The organism is Variovorax fucosicus (genome assembly GCF_030316825.1).
GTDB classification, from domain to species: Bacteria; Pseudomonadota; Gammaproteobacteria; order Burkholderiales; family Burkholderiaceae_C; genus Variovorax; species Variovorax fucosicus.
This window is the reverse complement of the sequence record NZ_JASZYU010000001.1, coordinates 2,427,913-2,450,736: the sequence shown is the minus strand read 5'-3', so window position 1 is coordinate 2,450,736 and position 22,824 is coordinate 2,427,913. Positions and strand designations below refer to the sequence as shown.

27 protein-coding genes are annotated in these 22,824 nt (G+C 65.7%); 14 read left to right on the top strand and 13 right to left on the bottom strand.

Annotation, left to right across the window (positions count from 1 at the left end; translation table 11 throughout):
- Nucleotides 1–88: 88 nt before the first annotated feature.
- Entirely contained in the window at nucleotides 89–907 is an 819-nt protein-coding gene (locus tag QTI05_RS11665; RefSeq protein WP_286539882.1) for a transglutaminase-like domain-containing protein, read from the top strand.
- On the opposite strand, the gene ligD is transcribed toward QTI05_RS11665, so the two are convergent.
- From ligD to QTI05_RS11645, 4 genes are all read right to left on the bottom strand, one after another.
- Nucleotides 882–3,353 (bottom strand): DNA ligase D, encoded by a 2,472-nt coding sequence (ligD, locus tag QTI05_RS11660; RefSeq protein WP_286624670.1) that lies wholly within the window; start codon nucleotides 3,351–3,353, stop codon nucleotides 882–884. The genes QTI05_RS11665 and ligD overlap by 26 nt on opposite strands.
- Before the next feature lie 14 nt (nucleotides 3,354–3,367).
- Nucleotides 3,368–4,294, bottom strand: coding sequence for a non-homologous end joining protein Ku (gene ku / locus QTI05_RS11655; RefSeq protein ID WP_286624551.1), 927 nt, complete (start codon nucleotides 4,292–4,294; stop codon nucleotides 3,368–3,370).
- Between the two features lie 140 nt (nucleotides 4,295–4,434).
- On the bottom strand, nucleotides 4,435–4,731 hold the full coding sequence (locus tag QTI05_RS11650; protein ID WP_286539886.1) for a YciI family protein: 297 nt from the start codon (nucleotides 4,729–4,731) through the stop codon (nucleotides 4,435–4,437).
- 18 nt (nucleotides 4,732–4,749) lie between these two features.
- Nucleotides 4,750–5,556 carry an SDR family NAD(P)-dependent oxidoreductase gene (locus tag QTI05_RS11645; protein ID WP_286624549.1) on the bottom strand — a complete coding sequence of 269 codons (807 nt, stop codon included), beginning with the start codon at nucleotides 5,554–5,556 and terminating at the stop codon, nucleotides 4,750–4,752.
- 127 nt (nucleotides 5,557–5,683) lie between these two features.
- Between QTI05_RS11645 and QTI05_RS11640 the strand changes: the two genes are divergently transcribed.
- Nucleotides 5,684–6,121 (top strand): winged helix-turn-helix transcriptional regulator, encoded by a 438-nt coding sequence (locus QTI05_RS11640; RefSeq protein WP_286624546.1) that lies wholly within the window; start codon nucleotides 5,684–5,686, stop codon nucleotides 6,119–6,121.
- Between the two features lie 10 nt (nucleotides 6,122–6,131).
- Here the strand turns inward: QTI05_RS11640 and QTI05_RS11635 are convergent, their stop codons facing one another.
- Nucleotides 6,132–7,073 carry a M14 family metallopeptidase gene (locus QTI05_RS11635; protein ID WP_286624544.1) on the bottom strand — a complete coding sequence of 314 codons (942 nt, stop codon included), beginning with the start codon at nucleotides 7,071–7,073 and terminating at the stop codon, nucleotides 6,132–6,134.
- 137 nt (nucleotides 7,074–7,210) lie between these two features.
- On the opposite strand from QTI05_RS11635, the gene QTI05_RS11630 reads away from it, so the two are divergent.
- The gene (locus QTI05_RS11630) at nucleotides 7,211–7,465 is read left to right on the top strand and encodes a hypothetical protein (RefSeq protein WP_286539894.1); all 255 of its coding nucleotides are present in this window, start codon (nucleotides 7,211–7,213) and stop codon (nucleotides 7,463–7,465) included.
- On the opposite strand, the gene rpe is transcribed toward QTI05_RS11630, so the two are convergent.
- Complete coding sequence (rpe, locus tag QTI05_RS11625) at nucleotides 7,455–8,141, bottom strand: ribulose-phosphate 3-epimerase (protein WP_286539896.1); 687 nt, start codon at nucleotides 8,139–8,141, stop codon at nucleotides 7,455–7,457. The two genes, QTI05_RS11630 and rpe, sit on opposite strands and share 11 nt — an antisense overlap.
- Nucleotides 8,142–8,216: 75 nt before the next feature.
- Here rpe and apaG point away from each other — a divergent pair, with 75 nt between their 5' ends.
- The 4 genes from apaG (at nucleotide 8,217) to thiL (ending at nucleotide 12,091) form a co-directional block, all read left to right on the top strand.
- Nucleotides 8,217–8,612, top strand: coding sequence for a Co2+/Mg2+ efflux facilitator ApaG/CorD (gene apaG, locus QTI05_RS11620; RefSeq protein ID WP_286539897.1), 396 nt, complete (start codon nucleotides 8,217–8,219; stop codon nucleotides 8,610–8,612).
- Nucleotides 8,613–8,697: 85 nt separating this feature from the next.
- The gene (locus QTI05_RS11615; protein ID WP_286541438.1) at nucleotides 8,698–9,951 is read left to right on the top strand and encodes a cation:proton antiporter; all 1,254 of its coding nucleotides are present in this window, start codon (nucleotides 8,698–8,700) and stop codon (nucleotides 9,949–9,951) included.
- Nucleotides 9,952–9,998: 47 nt separating this feature from the next.
- Entirely contained in the window at nucleotides 9,999–11,120 is a 1,122-nt protein-coding gene (locus QTI05_RS11610) for a YbdK family carboxylate-amine ligase (RefSeq protein ID WP_286541439.1), read from the top strand.
- Nucleotides 11,121–11,122: 2 nt separating this feature from the next.
- Complete coding sequence (gene thiL / locus QTI05_RS11605) at nucleotides 11,123–12,091, top strand: thiamine-phosphate kinase (protein ID WP_286624542.1); 969 nt, start codon at nucleotides 11,123–11,125, stop codon at nucleotides 12,089–12,091.
- A 6-nt stretch (nucleotides 12,092–12,097) separates the two neighbouring features.
- Here thiL and QTI05_RS11600 read toward each other — a convergent pair whose 3' ends face one another.
- Nucleotides 12,098–13,906 carry an ATP-binding response regulator gene (locus QTI05_RS11600; RefSeq protein ID WP_286657810.1) on the bottom strand — a complete coding sequence of 603 codons (1,809 nt, stop codon included), beginning with the start codon at nucleotides 13,904–13,906 and terminating at the stop codon, nucleotides 12,098–12,100.
- A gap of 8 nt (nucleotides 13,907–13,914) precedes the next feature.
- A complete protein-coding gene (locus QTI05_RS11595) occupies nucleotides 13,915–14,535 on the bottom strand; it encodes a response regulator (RefSeq protein ID WP_286539902.1) in 621 nt (206 codons plus the stop codon).
- A gap of 195 nt (nucleotides 14,536–14,730) precedes the next feature.
- Here QTI05_RS11595 and QTI05_RS11590 point away from each other — a divergent pair, with 195 nt between their 5' ends.
- Genes QTI05_RS11590 through QTI05_RS11570 form a run of 5 tightly spaced genes read left to right on the top strand, consistent with a single transcriptional unit; the run spans nucleotide 14,731 to nucleotide 16,835 of the window.
- Nucleotides 14,731–14,940: an ESPR-type extended signal peptide-containing protein gene (locus QTI05_RS11590; protein ID WP_286624539.1), complete on the top strand. Its 210-nt coding sequence runs from the start codon at nucleotides 14,731–14,733 to the stop codon at nucleotides 14,938–14,940.
- A gap of 30 nt (nucleotides 14,941–14,970) precedes the next feature.
- Nucleotides 14,971–15,519 (top strand): phosphatidylglycerophosphatase A family protein, encoded by a 549-nt coding sequence (locus QTI05_RS11585; RefSeq protein ID WP_286624537.1) that lies wholly within the window; start codon nucleotides 14,971–14,973, stop codon nucleotides 15,517–15,519.
- Nucleotides 15,513–15,998 (top strand): CinA family protein, encoded by a 486-nt coding sequence (locus QTI05_RS11580; RefSeq protein ID WP_286624535.1) that lies wholly within the window; start codon nucleotides 15,513–15,515, stop codon nucleotides 15,996–15,998. Before QTI05_RS11585 ends, QTI05_RS11580 begins: the two co-directional genes overlap by 7 nt.
- A 28-nt stretch (nucleotides 15,999–16,026) precedes the next feature.
- Nucleotides 16,027–16,515: a nuclear transport factor 2 family protein gene (locus tag QTI05_RS11575; protein WP_286624534.1), complete on the top strand. Its 489-nt coding sequence runs from the start codon at nucleotides 16,027–16,029 to the stop codon at nucleotides 16,513–16,515.
- Nucleotides 16,512–16,835 (top strand): GNAT family N-acetyltransferase, encoded by a 324-nt coding sequence (locus QTI05_RS11570; RefSeq protein ID WP_286624533.1) that lies wholly within the window; start codon nucleotides 16,512–16,514, stop codon nucleotides 16,833–16,835. The genes QTI05_RS11575 and QTI05_RS11570 overlap by 4 nt, the downstream gene beginning before the upstream one ends.
- A gap of 308 nt (nucleotides 16,836–17,143) precedes the next feature.
- Here the strand turns inward: QTI05_RS11570 and QTI05_RS11565 are convergent, their stop codons facing one another.
- Nucleotides 17,144–17,845, bottom strand: coding sequence for a DUF2711 family protein (locus tag QTI05_RS11565; RefSeq protein ID WP_286624532.1), 702 nt, complete (start codon nucleotides 17,843–17,845; stop codon nucleotides 17,144–17,146).
- 108 nt (nucleotides 17,846–17,953) lie between these two features.
- Here QTI05_RS11565 and QTI05_RS11560 point away from each other — a divergent pair, with 108 nt between their 5' ends.
- Complete coding sequence (locus tag QTI05_RS11560) at nucleotides 17,954–18,286, top strand: hypothetical protein (RefSeq protein ID WP_286624531.1); 333 nt, start codon at nucleotides 17,954–17,956, stop codon at nucleotides 18,284–18,286.
- A 33-nt stretch (nucleotides 18,287–18,319) separates the two neighbouring features.
- Here the strand turns inward: QTI05_RS11560 and QTI05_RS11555 are convergent, their stop codons facing one another.
- From QTI05_RS11555 to QTI05_RS11540, 4 genes are all read right to left on the bottom strand, one after another.
- Entirely contained in the window at nucleotides 18,320–18,583 is a 264-nt protein-coding gene (locus QTI05_RS11555) for a hypothetical protein (RefSeq protein ID WP_286657809.1), read from the bottom strand.
- A gap of 323 nt (nucleotides 18,584–18,906) precedes the next feature.
- Nucleotides 18,907–19,143, bottom strand: a complete 237-nt coding sequence (gene dfrB / locus QTI05_RS11550; protein WP_286624529.1) for a trimethoprim-resistant dihydrofolate reductase DfrB — start codon at nucleotides 19,141–19,143, stop codon at nucleotides 18,907–18,909.
- Nucleotides 19,144–19,559: 416 nt separating this feature from the next.
- The gene (locus QTI05_RS11545; RefSeq protein ID WP_286624528.1) at nucleotides 19,560–20,768 is read right to left on the bottom strand and encodes an alpha-hydroxy acid oxidase; all 1,209 of its coding nucleotides are present in this window, start codon (nucleotides 20,766–20,768) and stop codon (nucleotides 19,560–19,562) included.
- An 84-nt stretch (nucleotides 20,769–20,852) separates the two neighbouring features.
- Complete coding sequence (locus QTI05_RS11540) at nucleotides 20,853–21,608, bottom strand: IclR family transcriptional regulator (protein WP_444812895.1); 756 nt, start codon at nucleotides 21,606–21,608, stop codon at nucleotides 20,853–20,855.
- A gap of 170 nt (nucleotides 21,609–21,778) precedes the next feature.
- Between QTI05_RS11540 and QTI05_RS11535 the strand changes: the two genes are divergently transcribed.
- Nucleotides 21,779–22,750 carry a Bug family tripartite tricarboxylate transporter substrate binding protein gene (locus QTI05_RS11535; protein ID WP_286624524.1) on the top strand — a complete coding sequence of 324 codons (972 nt, stop codon included), beginning with the start codon at nucleotides 21,779–21,781 and terminating at the stop codon, nucleotides 22,748–22,750.
- Nucleotides 22,751–22,824: the final 74 nt, after the last annotated feature.

The window sequence follows — 22,824 nt, the reverse complement described above, 5'->3', positions numbered from 1 at the left end:
GCCGCGCACCGCTACGATGGGACGCATCTCACCGGGTCGGCATCAAACCTGCTTCCACCGGTCTACACATCCATCAGGGAAGCGGTTCATGCACATCAAAATCGGTTTCGACATTGAACTCGGTGTCACCGCACCCACGGCCCTGATCTACATGCTGCAGGTGCACCCGTCACGCGCCGCGGACATCGTCGGTGCAGAGAGCATCACGATCAGCCCGCCGCTGGTCACAGACCACTACCGCGACCTGTTCGACAACCACTGCGCGCGGGTGCATGTGCCGTTCGGCGTGAGCAGCGTGCGACTGCGCAACGAGGCCGTGGTGTACGACACGGGCTGGGCCGACCCGGTCGACTACGGCGCCCAACAGCTCGCAGCCGCCGATCTTCCGGTGGCAACGCTGCCGTTCGTGTTGCCAAGCCGCTACTGCGAGGTCGACAGCGAGCTGCTGCAGTTCGCATGGAACACCTTCGGCAACGTGACGCCGGGCTGGCACCGGGTGCAGGCCATCTGCGACTGGGTGCACAACCATCTGCGCTTCGACTACCAGCGCGCCCGCGCCACCCGCACCGCGCTCGAGGGCTATCGCGAAGGCGTCGGCGTCTGCCGCGACTTCACGCACCTGGCCATCACGCTGTGCCGTTGCATGAACATCCCGGCACGCTATGTCACCGGCTATCTTGGCGACATCGGTATTCCGCCGGTGCCGTACCCGATGGATTTCAGCGCCTGGTTCGAGGTCTGGCTGGGCGACCGCTGGTACACCTTCGACGCCCGCCACAACACGCCGCGCATCGGCCGGATCGTGGTGGCGAGGGGCCGCGACGCGGCCGACGTGCCGATCACCATGGTGTTCGGCGTCAACACGCTGCAGCGCTTCGAAGTCACGACCGACGAGGTTTCTCCCTAGGCGTGTGGCCGAGCCGGCGCATCGCGCTGGCGAGGCCGGCGCGTTGTTGCGCGAGCTGCGCCCAGGGCTGGTTGCCCTGCGCCATGCGGCCGCCGATGTTGGCCAGCGTCCAGTGGGCGCCACTGCCCAGGTCGGGCAACTCCTCCCAGCGCACCGGCACCGAAATGCCCAGCCCGGGTCGGGCGCGCACCGACCACGCACTCGCCGTGGTGGCCCCGAAACCGTTGCGCAGGTAGTCGACGAAGATCTTGCCGACGCGGTTCTTCGGCCCGCTCTTGGCAACGAACCGCGCCGGAATGGTGTCGGCAAGATGCGCCACCACAGCCTGCGAGAAGTCCTTGACGGCGTCCCAGCCATTCGCCCGCCGCAGCGGCACCACCACGTGCAGGCCCTTGCCGCCGCTGGTCTTGAGAAAGGCCGGCAGCCCGAGTTCCTTCAGCAGCACCTGCACCAGCAGGGCCGCTTCCTGCACCTGCGGCCAGGGCACGCCCTCGCCGGGGTCGAGGTCGAAGGTCATGCGATCGGGCTTGCCGATCGCGTCGGAGGTGGCGTTCCAGGTGTGCAGCTCGATGGTGTTCATCTGCGCCGCCGACAGCAGCCCCTTGGCCGTGTCGATCTGCAGCAGCGGCTCGTGGCCGGGGTCGAGCGCCGGATCGAGCAGCTTCACATCCGGCATCTCGCCGCTCTGCGCGTGCTTCTGGAAGAACAGCTCGCCGCCGACACCGGCTGGCGCACGCACCAGCGACACCGGCCGCTTGCGCAGATGCGGCAGCATCAGCTCGGCCGCGGCCTGGTAGTAGGCGTACAGGTCGCCCTTGGTGGCACCGCTTTGCGGGTCGATCACGCGGTCGGCATGGCTCACGTTGCGCAGCTTGGGGGGTGCTTTCATCTTTTGCGCCTCTTCATGCACGATTTCGTGCGCCGGCTTGTCGCTGCGCAAGCCCTGAAACACCGAATGGCGGATCCGGCCCTCGCGGGTCCATTCGCCGAACGACACCTCGGCCACCAGTTGCGGGCGCACCCACTGCGCCTTGACGGAGGCCGGCACCGCAGCCGCGAATGGCGATGCCTTCGCGTGCAGCTTCACAAGCTTCGCTTCGATGTCGGCCAGGCGCTTCGCATCGAACCCGGTGCCGACATTGCCGCAGTACTGCAGCTTGCCTGCCGCGTCGTACACGCCGAGCAGCAGCGCACCGAAGCCGGCGCGCGACCCTTTGGGCGCCGTGTAGCCGCCGATCACGAACTCCTGGCGCCGGTGCTGCTTGAGCTTGATCCAGTCGGGCGAGCGCTTCGACTGGTAGGTCGACCCCTTGCGCTTGCCGACGATGCCCTCGAACCCGAGCTTCGCGGCCGAGGCCAGCAGGTCGCGTGGCGCCACATCGAAGGCTTCGCTGAGGCGCAACGGCGCGGCCAGTTGGGGACCGAGCAGTTCGGCCAGCAGGCTGCGGCGTTGCTCCAGCGGCAGGCCCCGCAGATCGCGCCCATCGAGAAACAGCAGGTCGAACAGCCAGTAGGCGATGCGGCCGGTGGCCCTGCTGTCGAACGCGTTCTGCAGCGCCTGGAAGTCGGGCGCGCCCTTGTCGCTGTCGACCACGATCTCGCCATCGAGCCAGGCCGACCGCGCGCCGAGTTTCTTCAAGACGGCGACGAGTTCAGGCAGCTTGGCCGACCAGTCGTGCCCGTTGCGCGTGAAGCATTGCACCGACTTGCCCTCGATGCGCGTGAGCAACCGATAGCCATCGAACTTGAGTTCGTAGAGCCATTCCTCAGGTTCAGCGGGCGGCCCGTCGGCCAGGGTCGCGAGTTGCGGGGCGAGCTTTGCGGGCAAGGCGCGGCGCGGCGCGTCTGCCGCCTTGTCCTCGCGCGGCTGCTTCGGCAAGGCGGCCGGTGAGGGCTTGTTCAGCACGCTGTCGGGCAAGGCTTCGAGCACGTCGAAGCCGGCCAGTGGGCGCGCGGCGTCGTCGTGTTCCTTGATCAGCAGCCAGGCCGGCTGCCGCTCGCTGGCCTTGCCGTGCATGCGCACCAGCGTCCAGTGGCCATGCAGCTTGTCGCCGCGCAGTTCGAACTTGAGCTTGCCCGCGGCGAGCCCTTCGCGTGCGTTGCCCTCGGGCAGCCACGCGCCGCGATCCCACACGATCACGGTGCCCGCACCGTACTGCTTGGGCGGGATGGTGCCTTCGAAGTTCGCATACGAAATGGGGTGATCTTCCACCTGCACCGCCATGCGCTTGACGGTGGGATCGAGGCACGGCCCTTTCGGCACCGCCCAGCTCTTGAGCGTGCCATCGAGTTCGAGCCTGAAGTCGTAGTGAAGATGGCTCGCGTGGTGTTTCTGAACGACGAACTGCAGGGTGCCCGCCGCCTTGCGGCCACCGGTCCTGGGCTCTGGCGTGCGCGTGAAATCGCGCTTGCCGTGATAGCGGGCCAAGGCCTCGCGTGCGCCCATCGTCATCGCCCCTTTCAGGCGGCGCGCCGCCTGGCAGCCGGCTTGCGGGCCGCACGCTTGGCGGCCGGCTTTTTGGCGGCGGGTTGTTCGTCGGCGGGCTCGTCGGCCGCCGCCTTGCCACCGCCCTTGCGCAGGCTGCGCTGCAACAGCTCGGTGAGGTCGATGATCTTCGCGCTGCTCTGGCCGCCCTCTTCCTGCGCCTCGGGCTGCGTGACCGCCTCGGTCTGGCCGGCTTCGACCTTGCGGTCGACCAGTTTCATGATCTCGTCCTTGAACGAGTCTTTGAACTCGTCGGGATCCCAGTCGGAGCTCATGTCCTTGACCAGTTCGGAGGCCATCTTCAGCTCGCGGTCGGTCAGGCCCGCCTCACGCGCGTTTTCGGAAGGCAGCGGCAGATCTTTCCAGGGCCGGATGTCGGCGCCCCAGCGCAGCAGGTTGAGCACCAACCCCGGCCCCGAAGGCACCAGCACCGCAAGATGCTGCTTGGTCTGGATCACCACGCGCGCGACGCCCACGCGGCCGCTGCGCTGCAGCGTCTCGCGCAGCAGCGCATAGACCTTGGCACCGCGGTTGATCGGGGCCACGTAGTAGGGGCGCTCGAGGTAGATGAACGGTATGCCGTCGGCCGGCACGAAGGTCTCGATCTCGATGGTCTGCGTGGTCTTCGGGTAGGCGGCGGCGATCTCGGCATCGCTCAGCACGACGTACTGGCCATCTTCGTATTCGATGCCCTTGACGATCTGCTCGCGCGGGATTTCCTTGCCGGTCTTCTTGTTGATGCGCTTGTAGCCGACCGGATCCATGCTGCGCTTGTCGAGCCAGTCGAAGTCGACGCTGTTGTCGCTGGTGGCCGAATACAGCGCGACCGGTATGTGCACCAGGCCGAAGCTGATCGCGCCCTTCCAGAGCACGCGCGGGTTGGGGTGTTTGGCTGCAGGCATGGGGATGTCTCCAGCTTCGCAAATTACCGCCTGGTGCGCGCTGCGGCTGTAGGAACGCAACGTTCCATTTCGTGGGGTGGCACCGATCCGGCTTTGAAGCAAGCGAGCAGGCCGATGCCGCCCAGTGAGCGGCAGATTTATCAGCCTCGCGCCTTCAGTTGGGGCATGGTGTAGTGCTCGTAATGACCCACACCATTCTTGACAATAGGATCTTCGGATGTAAATGACGAGATGTCTTGATCGTCGGGGATTTGATAGAGCGAAACGCCATAGCCACCATTTCCGTCAACAACGGGTCCGTGGGCGACGATCAGCCCTTTGGCCAAGAGGTCGTTCAAGTAAGCGCCATGCTGCCGCATCCACGTCTGCTCATCCGCAGACATGGTTGCTAGAAAGTTTGCGCGCGGCGGAATGAATTTGCAGAGGTAATATTTCATGGTTCGATTTCCATAGGTTTATTTGGCTGTTTGCACGCTCTTCAGAATGGAGCCTTCAAACATCTTCGGCACGTAGCTCTGGAGGAAGAGAATCATCCCGGTCATTTTTCCAACCGGATTGCTGAACCTGGGCTCCCTCGTCCCAATCAGCTTGGTGATGGTGTTGACGACCGCGTCTGGCGCTTCTGCCTCATCGATTCCTTTTTGAGTCGCGGTATCGGCCAGCTTTCGGTAGGCGTTGTAATCCGCGATGCGGCCATTGGCAGGGGAAACGGCGTTGTGGCCCAGGTTCGTTTTGAACCAGACCGGCTCAACCATGCTTACCTTGATGTTGAACTGATTCAACTCGAAGCGCAGCGATTTGAAGTAACCCTGGATTGCGTGCTTGGATGCCGCGTAAAACGACAGGTTCGGCGGGCCGATCAAGCCCACGATGGAGCTCACTGTAATGATCTGCCCGTGCTTTTGCGCCCTGAAGTGCGGCAGCAACGCATTGGTCACCTTTACCGTTCCCCAAAAATTCGTTTCAAACTGCTGCCGGCCCAAGTCCATCGGCGTTTCCTCGGCGAGGCCGGTGACCATATAGCCTGCGTTGTTGACCAGTACATCCAACTGCTTGGTGTACCGGAACAACTCGTCGGTGAATGACTTGACCGAGTTGTCGTCATCGATGTCCAAGCGCAGCAGTTTGAACTGCACCTTGCCGGCATATTTTTCCGGCTCACGACTGGTGCCGATGACATTGAAACCTTGTTGATGAAGGTTGTTGGCAAGCATCAGGCCAAAACCGGAAGATGCACCCGTGATCAAGACTGTCTTTTTCATGTTGATGATTCTGAAGGTATGAATTCACTGTCGCCTTGCGTTGAACATGTGGCCCTTGCGCAGGGGGTGGACTGTCCACGGCCGCCATGTTAGTATCGAATCAGTAGTGAGTCAATACTGAAATGATATGAACTCCAAAGATTCTTCTGAAAATCTCTGCCCCATCGCGCGCAGCCTCCTCTTCCTGGGTGACGCCTGGACAATGCTGATCCTTCGGGACGCAAATGCCGGCCTGACGCGCTTCGATCAGTTCAGGAAGAGCTTAGGGATTGCGCCGACCATGCTGACCAAGCGACTGGCGACGCTGACGGACGAAAAGTTGCTCGAAAAGCGGCAGTACTCGGAACGTCCGCCGCGTGAGGAGTACGTCTTGACCGAGGCTGGACGCGACTACTTGCCGGTGCTCTTCATGATTGGTGCCTGGGGTCGCAAGCACCGAGGCGATGGCAAGTTGACGAGGTTCCTGGACGCGGAGACAGGGATCGACATCAAGCCCATTGCGATTGACGCAGTGACGGGTGCGGAGATCGGGACTCGTCCAATCCGCCTGTTGGCGCCAGAATGACCGCCGCTGGCTAGAGTTTCCGATCGCTGGAGACAGCGAAGTAGAACCACTCGGTGCCGGGCAGCGCTTCGGAATTCGGAAACACGATGAAGCCGTCGCGTTCGGCCTTCAGCAGCGTGCCGTCGGCGCGCAGCCCGATCGGCTCGCCTGCGAGCACCGGGTCGAAGGTGGCCCATTCGCGCACGAACTGGTCTTCTTCTTCGAGCCGGTCGGCCACGCTCACCAGCCGCAGCAGTTCCGGCTGCAGCGGCGTCTGCGCGGGCTCGGCCACCATGCCCAGCAGCCGCAATGTCGCGTGGATGGCCGCATGCGCCACATCGGGTGCGGCCGGGTCGTCGTGCTGGCCGCATTCAAGTGTGACGCCGTAGCCGCCGCGACTGCGCATGTATTCGTTGGTGCCCCGGCCGAAGGCCAGCGCCGCCTCGTCCACCGGCTGGCCGGGGCTGCGCTGCGCGAGGCCGGCCGCGTAGATGTCTAGCCAGCCCTCGACCACGCGCGGTGTGCCCAGATGCAGGGCCAGCTGGCCTTCTTCCGCGGCCCGCGCAAACGGCTCGAGCGTGCCGGTGTTGTCGCGCGGCCCGATCATGGCGAAGGCCTCGCCGGCGCTCTGGAACGAATGCAGGTCGAGCAGCACGTCGTGCCGATCCAGCAGGGGGCACAGCAGGTCGGTCAGGCGGGCCTCGTAGTCGGCCGGGGTCTGGCCCGGCGGGGTCGGCTGGAACAGGCGGTTCAGGTTGCGCTCGCCCTCGCGCTGCAGGCGCCGGCGCGCCAGCGGATTGGCCACCGGCACCATCGTCAGCTCGCCGCGCAGCAGCTGCAGCGCGCCGCCATCAAGCTCGGCGCGAACGCGCTCGATGCCCACCGTACCGCAAGTCTCGTTGCCGTGCACGCCACCGATCACGATCAGGCGCGGCCCCGGCTGCAGCGCAGCAAAGCCGTGGCTGCGCAGCATGTCCGCAGGGAGGGAAGGGAGGGTTTCGGCAGGGGGACAGGGCAACATCGCCGGCCATCCTACAGCCCCGTGCCGGCCGCTCCTACCCATGCCGCACCGCGTTGCTGCGAAAACAAAAAACCACACAGGAGCACGCCATGACGACAGACACCCGCAAGCGCAAGACCGGAGCGAAGGACGCAGAACGCGGCGACACCCAGGTGGCACAGGACGGCGAACCCGTGCCGCGCCTGCCGCACGAACGCGACCAGTCGTCGAGCAGCCAGCAGAATCAGGACGGCAGCGCGCCTGAAGTGGGCCGCCAGGCGCTCGAAGACATCGAGCGCGGCGTGGTCGACACCGGCACCGGCCCGGTGACCGATCGCACCTACAACGACAAGGTCAAGCGCTAGCGAGTTGCGCCCGCATCGACGAGATCACGCCGCCGTAGTCCTTGGCACCAAAGATCGCGCTGCCCGCCACGAAGGTATCGGCGCCGGCACTGGCCACGCTGGCGATGTTGTCGACCTTGATGCCGCCATCCACTTCCAGGCGAATGTCGCGACCGCTCTGCTCGATGCGTTTGCGCGCCTGCTCGATCTTGCGCAGCGCGGAGTCGATGAAGCTCTGGCCGCCGAAGCCCGGATTCACGCTCATGATCAGGATCAGGTCGATGTCGTCGATCGCCCAGTCGAGTGCTTCGAGCCCCAGGCCGGGGTTGAACACCAGCCCGGCCTTGCAGCCCGCCCCCTTGATCGCCTGGATGCTGCGGTTCACGTGCGGCGAAGCGTCGGGGTGAAAGCTGATGTAGTCAGCGCCGGCTTCGGCGAACGCCGCCGCCAGTGCGTCGACCGGCTGCACCATCAGGTGCGCGTCGATCGGCACCGCGACGCCCGCGGCCGTCTTGGCATGGGGCTTGAGGGCCTTGCAGATCATCGGGCCGAAGGTCAGGTTCGGAACGTAATGGTTGTCCATCACGTCGAAGTGGATCCAGTCGGCACCGGCTGCAATGACGTCGCGAACTTCGTCGCCCAGGCGGGCGAAATCGGCCGACAGGATCGAGGGGGCAATGCGAAAGGTGGTACTCATGGCTGCAATTGTCGCAAAGCGGCTACACCATCCGGCGCGAACCGGGGGCAATACCGCTCCGGTACTATGCGCCCCATGTCAACCAGCCCGATCAGCGTTCAGGTCGAACCGCGCTTCCTTGCCGAGCAGTCTTCACCCGAAGACGGCGTGTATACCTTCGCCTATACGGTGACGGTGACCAACACGGGCGATGTGCCGACCCAACTGATCGCGCGCCACTGGCGCATCAACGACGCCTCCGGCCATGCGCAGGAGGTCAAGGGTCTCGGCGTGATCGGCCAGCAGCCGCTGCTGGCACCCGGCGAATCGTTCCGCTACACCAGTGGATGCCGCCTGCAGGCGCCGAGCGGCACCATGCACGGCAGCTATTTCATGGTGACGGAGAACGGCGAGCGTTTCGACGTGCCGATCCCGATGTTCGTGCTCGAGGCCGACCTTGGCAGCGGGCCGGTTTCGCGCGTTCTGCATTAGCTTCCGCCGGCCGCTGCGGTGGCCGTCCTTGTTTCGTGTTTCTTCGCCTCGGGCGAAAACCCTTGCTGGATTTATGTCTTCCTTCATCAACGAACTGACGGGCTTCTGGGCCGAGTGGGTGCGCCCCTCGGCCGGGCTGCCGATCGTGCTGTGGTCGTTGCTCATCGCGGTGGCTGCGGCCACCGGCCATCTGGTGCAGCGCTACATCGGCATGCCCAAGGTGGTCGGCTATTCCATGGTCGGCACCGTGGTCGGCCTGGCCGGCTTCGAGGGCGCGGTCTGGCCGCTGCAGGGCGTCAGCCTTTTCCTGCTCGAGCTGGGCGTGGCGATCGTGCTTTTCGAGGCCGGCGGCCGGCTGCCGCTGCGCTGGTTCCGGCACAACCCGATGGTGCTGGTGCAGAGCGTGGTCGAGTCGACGCTCACCTATTTCGGCGTGTTCTGGATGCTGCACTGGCTTGGCGTGCCCGACCCGGTGGGCAACGCGCTGGCGCTGATGACGATCGTCGCCTCGCCCGCGGTGCTGACGCGGGTGGTGATGGACACCCGCGCCTCGGGCCCGGTGACCGATCGCGCGCTGACGCTGGCCACGCTCAACACCTTCTATGCGCTGGCGCTCGGCTATGCGCAGGCCGGCCTGATCGAACGCGCGCCCACCGACGTGTTCCAGCGCCTGCAGCCCGTGCTGGTGGTGCTGGGCCTGTCGTTCGTGGTCGGCGGCGCGCTGGCGCTGGCGTTGCGCTCGGCCTTGCGCGTGATGAGCCCGACCAGCGAGAACACCTCGATCCTGCTGCTGGCGCTGATTGCGGCCGGTGCCGCGATGGCGGCGCATCTGGGCGGCTCGGCGCCGCTGGCAGCGCTGATCGGCGGCATCATGCTGAAACAGCTCAACCCCCGGCCCTGGTCATGGCCGCGGCAGCTCGGCACCGCCGCGTCGCTGCTCACCATGCTGATGTTCGTGCTGGTGTCGATCGTAGCGGCGCAGGCCGACTGGAGCCTGCAGATCGCCACCGTGGTGCTCGCGCTGATCGGCGTGCGCTTTGTCGCCAAGATCGCAGGCGTGGCCATCGCCAACCCGGGCAGCGGTGCCAGCTGGCGCCAGGCGTTCTGGGTCGGCTGCGCAATGTCGCCGCTGTCGTCGATCGCGCTGCTGATCGCGTCGAACTTCGTCACGGCCTCGCCGCTGCTGGGCGCGATGATCACGCAGACCGCGCTGCCCGCGATCCTGCTCATGGAAGTGGCCGGCGCGGTGCTCGCCACCATCGCGATCCACGCCGCCGGCGAGAGCTCCATCCCGTGGACGCCCGAAGCGTTCAGCACCACCGAGGACACCCAGCGATGAGCAGCCGGCAGCAGCAAACCATCGAAGGCACGCCGACCAGCCGGACGGTGAAGCTCGGCGCCTTCAACAAGTCGGAGGCGCTGTCGCTCGGCGTCGAGCTCGAGCTGCAACTCGTCAACACGCACGACTACGACCTCGCGCCCTATGCCGAGGACATGCTGCGCGAGATGGCGAAGACGCCGCTGCCCGGCAGCGTGGTGCCCGAGATGACCTCGAGCATGATCGAGATCTCGACCGACATCTGCCATTCGGCCAAGGACGTGATCGCACAGCTCACGCCGATCCGCGACGCGCTGGTGAAGAACGCCGACAAGCTCAACATCGCGGTGGTCGGCGGCGGCACGCACGCGTTCCAGCAGTGGCACGAGCGCCGCATCTACGACAAGCCGCGCTTTCGCGAGCTGTCGGAGCTGTACGGCTACCTGTCGAAGCAATTCACCATCTTCGGCCAGCACGTGCACATCGGCTGCCCCGATGCCGATGCGGCCCTGCTGATGCTGCACCGCATGTCGCGCTACATCCCGCATTTCATTGCGCTGTCGGCCTCGTCGCCCTATGTGCAGGGGCAGGACACGCAGTTCGACTCGGCCCGGCTCAACTCGGTTTTCGCATTTCCGCTGTCGGGCCGTGCGCCCTTCGCGCTCACGTGGAGCGAGTTCGAGGCCTATTTCGAGCGCATGACGCGCACCGGCGTGGTTCGCAGCATGAAGGACTTCTACTGGGACATCCGGCCCAAGCCCGAGTTCGGCACCATCGAGATCCGCGTGTTCGACACGCCGCTCACCGTGGAGCGTGCCGCCGCGCTGGCGGGCTACGTGCAATCGCTGGCCGCCTGGTTCCTGCAGGAGCAGCCCTTCACGCCGACCGAAGACGACTACCTGGTCTACACCTACAACCGCTTCCAGGCCTGCCGCTTCGGGCTCGACGCGGTTTATGTGGATCCGGCCAGCGGCGAGCACATGCCGCTGCGCGAGCACATCCTGATGACCATGACCCAGCTCGAATGGCACAGCGAGGCGCTCAACGCGACCGAAGCGCTGGCCGGCCTGCGCACCGATGTGGAGGCCAGCCACAACGACGCGCGCTGGCTGCGCGAGCGGCAGGGCAAGGAGCGCCTGCTGGCCGAGGTGGTGCGGCAGGCGTCGCTGCGCTTCAGGGGTGCGGTCTAGCGATGGGCGAGTTCGACCTGATCGACCGCTATTTCAAGCGCCCCGTGCGGCGCGCGGCGCTCGGCGTGGGTGACGACTGCGCGCTGCTCGCGCCGGCCCCCGGCATGCAGCTCGCCGTGTCGTCGGACATGCTGGTCGAAGGCCGGCACTTCCTGTCCACCGTCGACCCCGCGCGGCTCGGCCACAAGGCGCTGGCGGTGAACCTGAGTGACCTGGCGGCCTGCGGCGCGAAGCCGCTGGCCTTTACGCTGGCGCTCGCGATGCCGCAGGTCGACAAGCGTTGGCTTGCGGGGTTTGCGAAAGGGCTGCTCGCGCTGGCCGACGAACACGGCTGCGAACTCGTCGGCGGCGACACCACGCGCGGCCCGCTCAACATCTGCATCACCGTGTTCGGCGAGGTGCCCACCGGCGCGGCGCTGCTGCGCTCGGGTGCACGGGCCGGCGACGACATCTGGGTCAGCGGCACGCTGGGCGATGCGCGGCTTGCGCTCGAGGTGTTTCGCGGCACGCTGCAGCTGCCGGCCGAAGCCTTCGAGATCGCGCGGGCACGCATGGAGCAACCCACGCCGCGTGTCGCGCTCGGCCTGGCGCTGCGCGGCATCGCGACGGCGGCGGTCGACGTGAGCGACGGGCTGGTGGGCGACCTGGGCCATGTCCTCGCGGCCAGTGGCGTGGGCGCCGCGCTGAACGCCGATGCGGTCACGCAATTGATCGCGTTGGGCGCGCCGGCATCGGGCGCCGCGCTCGGCGTCGAAGTGCAGCGCACATGTGCGCTCGCGGGCGGCGACGACTACGAGCTGGTCTTTACCGCGCCGGCATCGGCACGCAAGGCGGTCGAACAGGCCGGCCATGCCAGCGCCACGCCCGTGGCACGCATCGGCTGCATCGAGGCCGCGCCCGGGCTGCGCATCGTCGACGCCGGCGGCGCGCCGCTCACGCAGCGCTTCACGGCGTTCGATCACTTCGGCTAGAACCTCTCAGAGGCTGCCCAGGTTCGACTCCAGCGCGACGAACGTGGAGTCGATCGCGCCGCCGTTGAGCACCGCCATCAGCCCGTGGTGCAGCTGGCGGGGCGAGACCGGCTTGTGCAGCAGCAGCACACCGCTGGCGCGCGCTTCGCGCAGGCGCTCGGGCGCGGTGTCGCCGGTGATCAGCAGCGCCGGCAGTGCAGCGCCGAACTCGGCGCGCAACGCGCCGATAGCCTCGGCACCGGTGCGCCGCTCGCGCAGGCGGTAGTCGCTGATGACCAGCCCCGGCGGATGGACACGCGCCAGGGCCAGGGCCTCTTCGATCGAATCGGCCGCGTCGCAGGCGCAGCCCCAGCCGCGCAGCAATTGGCGCATGCCGGCGCGCACGGTCTCGTCGTCGTCGATCACCAGCACGCGCACATCGGGCATGGACATGGCCAACGCGCGCAACGGAGCGGGCGCCCGTGGCGGCCAGTCGCTGGCGGCCGCGATGCGGGCGCGCGCCAGGCGCAGCCTGAACACGCTGCCGCGCCCCGGCTTCGATGCCAGCGACAACGGGTGCCCGAGGGCCTGCGCCAGCCCCTGGGCAATGGCCAGGCCCAGCCCAAGGCCCTTGCGGCGATCGCGCTCCGCATTGCCGAGCTGGTGGAACTCGCGAAAAATCTCCTGGTGCTGCGTCGGGTCGACGCCGACGCCGGTATCCCACACTTCGAGCAGCACATCGTCGCCACGGGCGCGGCAGGCCACCAGCACGCCGCCACGCCGGGTGTAGCGGATGGCGTTCGACACCAGGTTGCGCAGGATCAGCTCCAGCAGCGCGGGATCGGACTGCACCAGCACCCGGGTTTCGCGCGAGCGGTAGACCAGGCCCTTGGCATCGGCCTGCGGCGCGAGTTCGTTTTCGATCTTGTGAAGCAGGGTCTGCAGGCGAAAGGGCCTGGGCTGCGGCTCGACCACGCCGGCCTCGATGCGCGAGAAATCGAGCAGCGTGTCGAGCATCTGGGCCGAGGCGTGCCAGGTGGCACGGGCATTGGTCAGCGCGTCGCGCTGCACGGCCGAAAGCTCGGTGCGCGACAACACCTCCAGAAACAGGCCCTGCGCATGAATGGGCTGGCGCAGATCGTGGCTCGCGGCGGCAAGGAATTTGGACTTGGCCAGATTGGCCTGCTCGGCCTTCAGGTGCTCGGCCTGCGCATGCCCGGTTTCCACGCCCAGACGCTCGACCAGTTCGATGTTCTCGAAGCGCAGATCGATCGCCGCGCGCGCCGCACGGGCGTTGTTGCGCGACTGCCCCAACAGCGTGAACACATAGAGCACGCCGGCCGCGCCCAGCGCGTTGTAGGCCGGATCCCCCAACAGCCACAGCTTGGACGCCACCGCGATCAACTCGAAGACGACGAAGACCACGAACACCGGAAACACCGGCGAGAGCGAACTCATCGAACCACCGGCAATGCCCGCCAGCACCGCCACCACCAGGATGCTGCCGCTCACCGTGGTCGTGTCCAGCGTGACCCAGACCAGGGCGCCCCAGGCCATGCCATCGATCGCATTCAACACGATCAGCCGCCAGACCAGGCGCGGCGCGCGCTCCGGCAGGATGCCGGCCGCAAGGATGCGCTGCGCGTCCCATGCGCAGAACAGCTTCCACAGGATCACCGCCGCGCACCACAGCTTCAGGGCCAGGGCATTGCTTTCGTTGGACAGGGTCCACACCAGCAGCAGCGCGAGCAGAACCGCGGGAACCACCGAGCTGCTGCCGTTGCCGAGCAGCAGGCGCAACTGCTCGACCAGGGCGCGCCCTGGCGCCAGGCGCAACGGATTGTTCAATCCACCAGGCCGCTGCGGCGGGCCACGAAGCCGGCCTCCGAGCGGCTCGATACCTGCAAGGCTGCCAGCAGCGCCTGCACATGCCCGCGCACGGTGTTCTCCGACAAATCGAGCCGGCGCCCGATCAGCTTGTTCGACAGGCCCTGGGAAACCAGGTTGAGCACTTCGCACTGGCGCGGCGTCAGGCGCGGTGGCGTGCCGGCGTCGCTCCCGGCACCCATGCCGGCGTAGGCCAGCGTCGCGACCGGCAGCCCGAGCAGCAGTTTGTCCACCATCGAAAGAATGTGCTCGGGCGTGTCGGCCTTGGAGACAAAGGCCGTCGCGCCACGAGCCAAGGCCTGCCGCACGGTCTGGGGCTCGGCCTGGGACGAGAGAACCACCACGACTACGCCCGGCCATTTGCGTTGCACCAGCGCAATGCCCTCCAGGCCATTGAGGCCCTGCAGCTGAACGTCCAGAAGCACCAGGGCGAGCGGCTCCGCGGGCAAGCGCATGGCCTCTTCGAGCGAAGCCGCCTCCAGCACCTGCACATCGGGAATGCCGGTGGCCAGCACCATGCGCAGCCCGGCGCGGAACAGCGCGTGATCGTCGATCAGAAGAATTCGGGTCGGCAACATGGCGCCGGAGTGCGCGCTGCGAGGCGCGATCGTTATGAGTCTGAATATTCTCCGCCAGGCCAATCCGGTCCAAACAGACTATTTACGGGCGTTTCGGCATTTGTAACCATTGGTTCTAACTTCTTTGAGGGCGGGTGCTGCGCGAGGCAGCGCCGTCCGGCCCTCTTACCTTTCTCTTGCCTCTTCGAACACGCCATGAACTACAGCTACCGCCTGACCTGGGACGAGTCCACCCGGCGCTGCTTGCCAGCGCCCGAAACCGCCAGGCACCAAGGCAAGGGCTCGGACTGCGAAGCCATGGATCTCAAAGCCCGGCTGGAGGGGTTGTGCAAGACCCTCGACGAGGCTTTCACCTCGCTGGCGATGCTGCTCACCGGCGTATCGTCGGACCCCTGGAGGCGCTGAAACCGGGGCCGGGTCGTTAGCATTGGCCCCATGCCCGGCCTCCCTCTCGACGATCTGCCCCCTCGCTCCCTGCGCCCCACGCTGCGCTTCATGCTGTCGCGTCCCGCGCACTGCATTGCGCTCGGCTTCGGCTCCGGCCTGTCGCGCTGGGCGCCCGGCACCGCCGGCACGCTGTGGGCCTGGGCCGCTTTCGTGATCCTGCAGCGCTGGCTGTCGCCTGCCGCCTTCGGCTGGCTGATCCTGGCATCGCTGGCAGTGGGCTGGTGGGCCTGCACCGCCACGGCGCGCCGCATGAACATCGCCGACCCCGGCAGCATCGTGTGGGACGAGGTGGTGGCGTTCTGGATCGTGCTGTGGCTGGTGATGCCGACCGGCCTGCTCGGCCAGCTCGTGGCCTTTGCGCTGTTCCGCTACTTCGATGCGGCCAAGCCCGGCCCGGTGGGCTGGGCCGATGCGCTGTTCAAGCCCGCCGACCGCACCCAGGTGAACTGGTGGCGCGCCGGCTTCGGCATCATCTTCGACGACCTGGTGGCGGCGCTCTGCACGCTGCTCGTGATTGCGGCGGTGCGCGCATGGTGAATGACTACGACGACCTGGTTGCGAAGCTGGCCGATCTGCTGCTGGCCCGCAAGCTCATGCTGGCCACCGCCGAAAGCTGCACCGGCGGCCTGATCGCCGGCGCCTGCACCGACCTGGCCGGCTCCAGCGGCTGGCTCGAGCGCGGCTTTGTCACCTACTCGAACGAGGCCAAGAGCGAGATGCTCGGCGTCGACGCGGCGCTGATCGCGGCGCACGGCGCCGTCAGCGAAGCGGTGGCGCGCGCGATGGCCGAAGGCGCCTTGGCGCATTCGCGCGCTCAGGTCTCGGTGGCCGTCACCGGCGTGGCCGGCCCCACGGGCGGCAGTGCCGACAAGCCGGTCGGCACCGTGTGGTTCGGCTGGTCGGTCGGCGGCGAGGTGCGCACCGAGCGGCGCCGCTTCGATGGCGACCGCGCCGCGGTGCGCGCGGCGACCGTGCACCACGCACTGCAGAATCTGGTCGGCCTGCTGCAGCGCTGAGGAAGAACAAGGAAAGAATGAAGGAACCATGACCCACAACGAACAAACCATCCGCCGCTTCTACGACGCCTTCGCGAAGCTCGACGCCGACACCATGGCCGCCTGCTACGCGCCCGATGCGACCTTCGACGACGAGGCCTTCTCGCTGCGCGGCGCGCGCGAGGTCGGCGGCATGTGGAAGATGCTTTGCACCGCAACCCGGGCCAAGGGCGCCGACGTGTGGAAGCTGAGCTATCGCGACGTGAAGGCCGACGCCACGAGTGGGCAGGCGCACTGGGACGCGCACTACCGCTTCAGCGCCACCGGGCGCCTCGTGGACAACAGCATCGATGCGCGCTTCACGTTCACGCCCGAAGGCCTGATCGCCACGCAGCGCGACAGCTTCCCGTTCTGGACATGGGCGCGCCAGGCGCTCGGCACGCCGGGCCTGCTGCTCGGCTGGACGCCGATGCTGCGCAACAAGGTGCGCGCCACCGCAGCCACCAACCTCGCCGCCTACCTGGCGCGTCAACCATGAGCAACGACACCCACAGCACCATCGCCTTCACCAACAACGAGGCGCAGCACCGCTATGAAGCCACGGTCGACGGCAAGCTCGCCGCATACGCCGAATACAACCTTCTGACCGGCGCCATCATGTTCACGCACACCGAGGTGCTGCCCGAGCACGAAGGCAAGGGCGTGGGCTCGGCGATAGCGCGGCACGTGCTCGACGAAGCCCGGGCGAAGGCGTGGCACGTCATCCCCGTGTGCCAGTTCATCGCGGGCTACATCCGCAAACACCGCGAGTATGCGGATCTGGTGCGGGCCGACATCCAGCGGGCGTTCAAGATCTGAGCTGAACATGGCTTGCGCGGCGTGACGGGGAAGGCAATCGATCGAGCGGCGTGCCTGCTCGACGGCACCGGCGACCGCCGCAGCCGTCTCGACGCTTGGCATCGACAACCCAAGACCGGGGTCTCTCGAACAATATGACGATGCGCTGCGACTGCTTTGGATCGGAGTCGATGCCGCACATGGGCCCGAAGCTGTCGTAGCGCTTTCTCGAAAGCGGACCTATATATGGATCCCGCCAAGTTCTTTCGGCGACGACCGCGCTCACCTACGCTGTCGCGCTAAGCAACACCTCCCTGCGCTCGTCGCCGCTAAACACCTTGCACGCTCCAATAAATTTCGGTTTCGGGTGCGCACACGAAACCTTCTAGGACAGGGTGTCGCGCCAAGCGTTGGACGTTAAGGCTGGACGAGCAAAAAAGTGTGAAATGGCTGTCCCAATGGACAGTCCAGAGGGCGGCCTTGTCTGGAGTGAACACACTTCCACGCACGAGAGTCATGTTCGCAGTTGCCAGTTTTAGATCATCGATCCAGCAGAGTTTGCGTTCAGTGCAAAACTCGTCACCAACCCAAAGCCAATCCTGTTCGAGAGATTGCACGAACGACAAGAGCGGCTCCTGAACCAACGCTGGAAACATTCCTTCAACGGGAGGAAGCAATCCGTGCCGCTTCAGTGAATTCGCTAGTACGTCGGCAAGTTCCTTGTCGGCGTGCTCCTTGCCGAGGCCGCCAATCATTGTCCTCAGTGCCACATCGATTGACGCAATCGAAGGAAATCCGCAGAGGTCGCGCACCTCCGACCACCGGACTGCTTCAAATGCTCTGCAGAGCTCGTCCACGCTCATTCCGTCCAATGCGCTGGCGGTCACCTCAAACGTGGTCGACTTGGGACGCAAGAACGGATTGAGAAGCACATAGGCTGCTTCAAATTCACCTTCGTAGAAGGCTAAGACAGGGCCGTCCATCGGGCATACCGCGTATCGGTCTGGATCGGGACTCACGCGTTTATTCATGGTTTGGTCTAGGGCAACCGCTCCTGGCCGACTGTAGCTTGTCGGTTATCAGGAGCTTCGGGCCCGGAGCAGTCAGTGGCACGCGATAGCCCCGGGGCGAAATGCGGCATGCATGCATCTGAATTTGGCATCTTGGTTCTTTGGCTCTACTCGTTGCCATTGCTCATTGGCGGCGGGCTGCTGTGGCGCTTCGCACGCACAACACACAGGAACATGGCGCGCGCAGTTTTAGCCACCGAGTTCGCCTTCGTGTTGCTGTCATTGGTCGCTGGTGTTCTGCTGCTCTTGTTTGCACCGGCCGAATTCGCGCGGCTCATCGATGTGCGGGACGTTGATCTCTTTGGAATAAAGACGTTGTGGTCGCCAATCGGCATCATTTCTTCCGTGATCGCTTGGCCTTTTGCGGCTCTCTTGGGGAGGCGCTTCGGACGAATTGGTTGAACGTCGGTTCCTGGCCGAACAGTGACCTTGGGTCTAACGCGCCTCGTAGGCATCGATCAGGTTGTAAAGCTTGTGCAACTCCTCGTGCAACTCTGGCCGCCCTTCCAGCAGATCGACCTCATGCCGCACTCTGTAGAACTCCGCCTCGGTCTTGATCCTCCCTCGCTCCAAAACCTTGACAAGTCGTAGCTTCTCAGCCGCAAGAAACTCCGGGTAGTTTGCCATCGTCGCCTCATGCCAAGCCCTATTGACAGTTAATTGCCACTCTCCCTTTGCACCCTCGAACATCTCGGGCATTTCGCGCCATGCTTGCTCAAGACCCGAGGCGACCTGTGATGGCGTAGGCCTAGGCGTGCGCGTTCGAGCCTCTGAGACGAACTCGCGCACGCCCAAGCAGAGGCGACGGATCTGCTCGGACCTGTCGTCGGGGAGGGTCGAGATCGTTTGCGCAAGGTGCTCGAATGCGGCTATCAGCTTTTCAGTTCTTGACATTAGGGCGAGTGTCCGCAATTGGCCGACTGTAGCCGGTTGAGCGAGCGGAGCACCGGGCCCTGGGCGGCCAGTGCGGATGCCGAAACCGGAGAGCGAAAGCTGACACTCAACGTCCTCTCTATTGAGGGTTAGGCCACGCGTTCAAGCGCAGCCACGGGATAAATTTGTACTGAGCCTGGATGAGACTCGGACTCGACGGCATAGCCTTCAGGGGTCAGTTTTGTGCAGTACCAGCCGACAACTTGGCCCTGCCAAGCGGCGCCAGATTTCTTGCGTACGCGATCTCCGAGGCCAAACGTGGCGCGCAATGGGAGCGCAAACTGGCCAGCAACTGGAGAACTGACTTCATTACTACTTTGATCCATACCCAACCTTTTTTGCGAATGTCTTGAGGTGATCTGTCAATCCGTATCTACTGTGCGCCGGCCTTGAACGGGTAAGGCGGGCCATGCAGCGCGAGATGAGCCCCGCGCTCGGCCGGCGCCATTGGCGTTGACGGCCAAACAACATAATCGAAGCAATCATGCTGGCGTGCCGCCAAGCGGCCTTTGGCGGACTGCCGCTCTTGGCCGACAACGGCTATCGACCAATCCTAGCGGTACAGCGGCACGCAATCCAGCGCATTGGTGGGCGTCCGTCGTTGGCCGCAGGTTCCGCGGCTCCAACTGGTCGACGCGTCGAGCCGACGTGTGTGGTCGGCAATCAATGCTGGCGACCTCGGGGCCCGTGCTACTACGTCGGGAGCGACGCGAGTGCAGAAGACGAGAAAGAAAAGAAGAACCTATACCTGCACCAGTCGTGCGGGCCCCAGGTCGTCTAGACGGTTCACGCCCAGCAGTGCCATGTCACGGTGCACCTCGTCGCGCAGCAGCGTGATGGCATGGGCCACCCCGGCGCGGCCCGCCAGCGCCGCGGCATAGGCCATGGGTCGGCCTACGAATACGTGATCTGCCCCCAGCGCAAGGGCCTTCAGCACATCGGTGCCGCGGCGCACACCGCTGTCCAGCATCAGTGCCATGCCGCCTTTGGCGCGGGCCGCCTCGGGCAGGGCCAGCAGGGGTGGCATGGTTCCGTCCAGCTGGCGGCCACCGTGGTTGGAAAGAATCACCCCATCAGCCCCGGCCTGCTCAGCGCGCCGCACATCGTCGGCCGCGCTCAGGCCCTTCACCACCAGCTTGCCGGGCCAAGACCTGCGTATCAGCGCCAGGTGCTCCCACGAGAGGTGGTCGCGCAGGCCGAACTGCCGCACCACGCCGCTGGAGATGATGGGCACACCCCGCTGCGCGCTGGCGTTCTCGAAGTGCGGCATGCCCCGCTGAAGCAGTGTCTTCGCCAGCGTGCCCAACAGCCAGCGTGGGCGCGTCAGCCCGTCCCACGCCAGGCGCACGCTGGGCCGCAGGGGGGTGGCGAAACCCACGCGCACATTGTTCTCGCGATTGGCCAGCGTGGCGGTATCCACTGTCACGACCAGCGTCTTGAAGCCCGCGGCCATCACCCGCTCGAGCAGGCCCTCGATATGCGCCGGATCGCCCGGTATGTAGGCCTGGAACCAGCCGCATGTGGGCGCCGCTTGCGCCACCTCCTCCATGCGCGTCAGCGACGCGCCGCTCAACACATACGGTATGCCGGCAGCCTCAGCAGCCTCCGCCATGACCACGTCTCCATTGAAGGCAAACAGCGCGCACAGCCCCATGGGCGCGATGCCGAAAGGCGCCTGGTATTCCATACCCATCAACTGGGTGCGCTGCTGCCGGTCCGACACGTTCACCAGCACGTTGGTGCGGAACATCCAGCGGCGGAAGGCGGCCATGTTGGCATCCAGACTCACGTTGTCCTCTACCCCGCCCGAGAGGTAGCCGAACAGCAGGCGCGGCAGGCGGCTTCGGGCCGCAGGCTCCAGATCGCCCAGGCTGAGGATGGGCCGCAGGCTGGCCGGCAAGTGGCGCCGGGCATTGGGGGCGGGCCCAGACTGCTGTCTTGGTGAGTTCATGGCTCACATTGGACAACCCGCCGCGCCCGCACCTCAATCTGTTACGTCCAGCGAAACGCAAGCCGGGGTGTGGGAAGGCTCCGCTCAGGGATGCCAGGAAGCCCGAAGCGCGGTCGCCGGCATGGCGCCCAGCGCCTCTCCCAGCATTCGCGCGGCCATAAGGGTCGGAGCCGCGTAGCGCCGCAGGCGTGGCGTCGTCATACGCTCCATTGGGCCCGAGCTGCTGACAGAGCCCAGCACTGCGCCGTGCCGCCCCCGCACTGCCACCGACACGCTGGCGATGCTGGAGCGCCCCTCCCCCCGCGTCAGGTGGAAGCCCTGGCGGCGTATGCCCTCGTACAGGTCCCCCGGTTCTCCCAGTGCTGCAAGGATCACCCGGCCCGCCGAGCCTCGGTCCAGCGGAAAAACCTCGCCGGTGCGGATGTGGTGCTGTATTCCCTTCGGCCCCTCGCAGCGCATCAGGCAACTGCGCAGGTTGCCCTCGAAAACGAAGAAGGAGGCCGTCTCTCCCGTAAGCGCACTCAGCTGTCGCAGCATCGGCTCTATCGCCGAATCCAGATCGAACTGCGCCTGGTAGCGCGAACCTATCCAGCCTGCTGCCGGGCCCAGGCGCCAGGCCCCGTCCTCGCGCCACACCAGGAAGCGCGCAGTAGCAAGGCTGCGCGCGAGCCGCAGCGTTGTGGGCTTGTGCATGCCGGTGCGGCGTGCCAGCTCGTTCAGCGGCAAGTACACCTCGTCCCCATCGAAGGCCGTGAGGATGGACATCGCCCGCACCACTGCCTTCACCGTCTCCTGCCCGGGCACGGACACGGGTTTGTCCAGCAGCAATTGCTTGAGCATGGCCGCCGTGCGCACAGGTACTTCCTGGGTTTTCTTGCCTGGCATATCGATCTCCACGCTGCGGGCCATGGTAGCAAGCTTGTCGATCTGTTACGCCATACGAAACGCATTGGCGGATGCGGAGCCCCTCTACATGATGCGGCACCTTTCATCCACCAAGGACATTTGCCATGACTTGCAACCTGCGACGTCGCACCTTCCTCACTTCGGCTGCAGCCCTCGCAGCGTTTGGTGCGCGGGCACAGGGGGCCTACCCCAACCGGCCGGTCCGCATGGTCATCCCGTTTGCCGCGGGTGGCGCCACCGACGTGCTGGGCCGCGACCTTGCCCAGGCCATGACGGCCACGCTCGGCCAGTCCTTCGTGGTGGAAAACATGGGCGGAGGCGCTGGCGTGCCCGCCCTCAACACGGTGGCACGCTCGCCCGCCGATGGGTACACCACATTCTTCTGTGCGTCGGGCAATATCACTGCGCAGCCTCTATTGGCCAAGAGCCGCGTGGACATCCTCGGCCAATTGACGCCCGTCGGGATGGTCGCCACTGCGCCGCACGTGCTGGTGGTCAGCGCCAAGCTGCCGGTGCACACGGTGGGTGAACTCGTGGCCTATGCAAAGGCGCACCCTGGCACTCTGAACTTCGGCTCGGCGGGCGTGGGCGGTCTGGCCCACCTGGGAACCGAACTGTTCGCCCGCGCGGCCGGCATCAGCATCACCCACGTGCCCTACAAGGGCGCGGCCCAGGCCATGACTGATCTCGTTTCAGGCCAGGTGCAAGGGATGTTCGGCACCATGCCTTCGTTCACCGGCATGATCGAGAAAGGCGCTATACGCGCCTTGGGCATTACCGCCCCTAGCGGCGCCACGCCCTTGAAAAATCTGCCACTGATTGCCAGGACAGTGCCCGGTTTCCAGTACAGCAGCTGGAACGGAATCTTTGTGCCCGTCGGCACACCGGCACCGCTCATCGAGCAGCTCTACATCGCCATGGCCAAGGGCTCAACGGACAAGGGCTTGGCGAAGCGGTTTGATGAACAGGGCGTAGACATCGCCTTGGCCAACTCGGCCCAGCTCGCCGCCGCCGTGCACAAGGAAATCGCCGTGTGGGACAAGGTGATCCGCGACGCGAAGATCGCACTGAACTAGCCCGCCTACGCTAAAGCTGCGCGAGCTCCGACTGATGTCCGCTCCTCGCCGCATTCTGCCTCGCGGCGCAAGCG

What these genes read in the sequence shown, in the direction of transcription:
- QTI05_RS11665 (WP_286539882.1), top strand. Translation starts at nt 89, where the DNA reads ATGCACATCAAAATCGGTTTCGACATTGAACTCGGTGTCACCGCACCC.
- ligD (WP_286624670.1), bottom strand. Translation starts at nt 3,353, where the DNA reads ATGGGCGCACGCGAGGCCTTGGCCCGCTATCACGGCAAGCGCGATTTC.
- ku (WP_286624551.1), bottom strand. Translation starts at nt 4,294, where the DNA reads ATGCCTGCAGCCAAACACCCCAACCCGCGCGTGCTCTGGAAGGGCGCG.
- QTI05_RS11650 (WP_286539886.1), bottom strand. Translation starts at nt 4,731, where the DNA reads ATGAAATATTACCTCTGCAAATTCATTCCGCCGCGCGCAAACTTTCTA.
- QTI05_RS11645 (WP_286624549.1), bottom strand. Translation starts at nt 5,556, where the DNA reads ATGAAAAAGACAGTCTTGATCACGGGTGCATCTTCCGGTTTTGGCCTG.
- QTI05_RS11640 (WP_286624546.1), top strand. Translation starts at nt 5,684, where the DNA reads ATGAACTCCAAAGATTCTTCTGAAAATCTCTGCCCCATCGCGCGCAGC.
- QTI05_RS11635 (WP_286624544.1), bottom strand. Translation starts at nt 7,073, where the DNA reads ATGCTGCGCAGCCACGGCTTTGCTGCGCTGCAGCCGGGGCCGCGCCTG.
- QTI05_RS11630 (WP_286539894.1), top strand. Translation starts at nt 7,211, where the DNA reads ATGACGACAGACACCCGCAAGCGCAAGACCGGAGCGAAGGACGCAGAA.
- rpe (WP_286539896.1), bottom strand. Translation starts at nt 8,141, where the DNA reads ATGAGTACCACCTTTCGCATTGCCCCCTCGATCCTGTCGGCCGATTTC.
- apaG (WP_286539897.1), top strand. Translation starts at nt 8,217, where the DNA reads ATGTCAACCAGCCCGATCAGCGTTCAGGTCGAACCGCGCTTCCTTGCC.
- thiL (WP_286624542.1), top strand. Translation starts at nt 11,123, where the DNA reads ATGGGCGAGTTCGACCTGATCGACCGCTATTTCAAGCGCCCCGTGCGG.
- QTI05_RS11595 (WP_286539902.1), bottom strand. Translation starts at nt 14,535, where the DNA reads ATGTTGCCGACCCGAATTCTTCTGATCGACGATCACGCGCTGTTCCGC.
- QTI05_RS11590 (WP_286624539.1), top strand. Translation starts at nt 14,731, where the DNA reads ATGAACTACAGCTACCGCCTGACCTGGGACGAGTCCACCCGGCGCTGC.
- QTI05_RS11585 (WP_286624537.1), top strand. Translation starts at nt 14,971, where the DNA reads ATGCCCGGCCTCCCTCTCGACGATCTGCCCCCTCGCTCCCTGCGCCCC.
- QTI05_RS11580 (WP_286624535.1), top strand. Translation starts at nt 15,513, where the DNA reads ATGGTGAATGACTACGACGACCTGGTTGCGAAGCTGGCCGATCTGCTG.
- QTI05_RS11575 (WP_286624534.1), top strand. Translation starts at nt 16,027, where the DNA reads ATGACCCACAACGAACAAACCATCCGCCGCTTCTACGACGCCTTCGCG.
- QTI05_RS11570 (WP_286624533.1), top strand. Translation starts at nt 16,512, where the DNA reads ATGAGCAACGACACCCACAGCACCATCGCCTTCACCAACAACGAGGCG.
- QTI05_RS11565 (WP_286624532.1), bottom strand. Translation starts at nt 17,845, where the DNA reads ATGAATAAACGCGTGAGTCCCGATCCAGACCGATACGCGGTATGCCCG.
- QTI05_RS11560 (WP_286624531.1), top strand. Translation starts at nt 17,954, where the DNA reads ATGCATGCATCTGAATTTGGCATCTTGGTTCTTTGGCTCTACTCGTTG.
- QTI05_RS11555 (WP_286657809.1), bottom strand. Translation starts at nt 18,583, where the DNA reads ATGCCCGAGATGTTCGAGGGTGCAAAGGGAGAGTGGCAATTAACTGTC.
- dfrB (WP_286624529.1), bottom strand. Translation starts at nt 19,143, where the DNA reads ATGGATCAAAGTAGTAATGAAGTCAGTTCTCCAGTTGCTGGCCAGTTT.
- QTI05_RS11545 (WP_286624528.1), bottom strand. Translation starts at nt 20,768, where the DNA reads ATGAACTCACCAAGACAGCAGTCTGGGCCCGCCCCCAATGCCCGGCGC.
- QTI05_RS11540 (WP_444812895.1), bottom strand. Translation starts at nt 21,608, where the DNA reads ATGCTCAAGCAATTGCTGCTGGACAAACCCGTGTCCGTGCCCGGGCAG.
- QTI05_RS11535 (WP_286624524.1), top strand. Translation starts at nt 21,779, where the DNA reads ATGACTTGCAACCTGCGACGTCGCACCTTCCTCACTTCGGCTGCAGCC.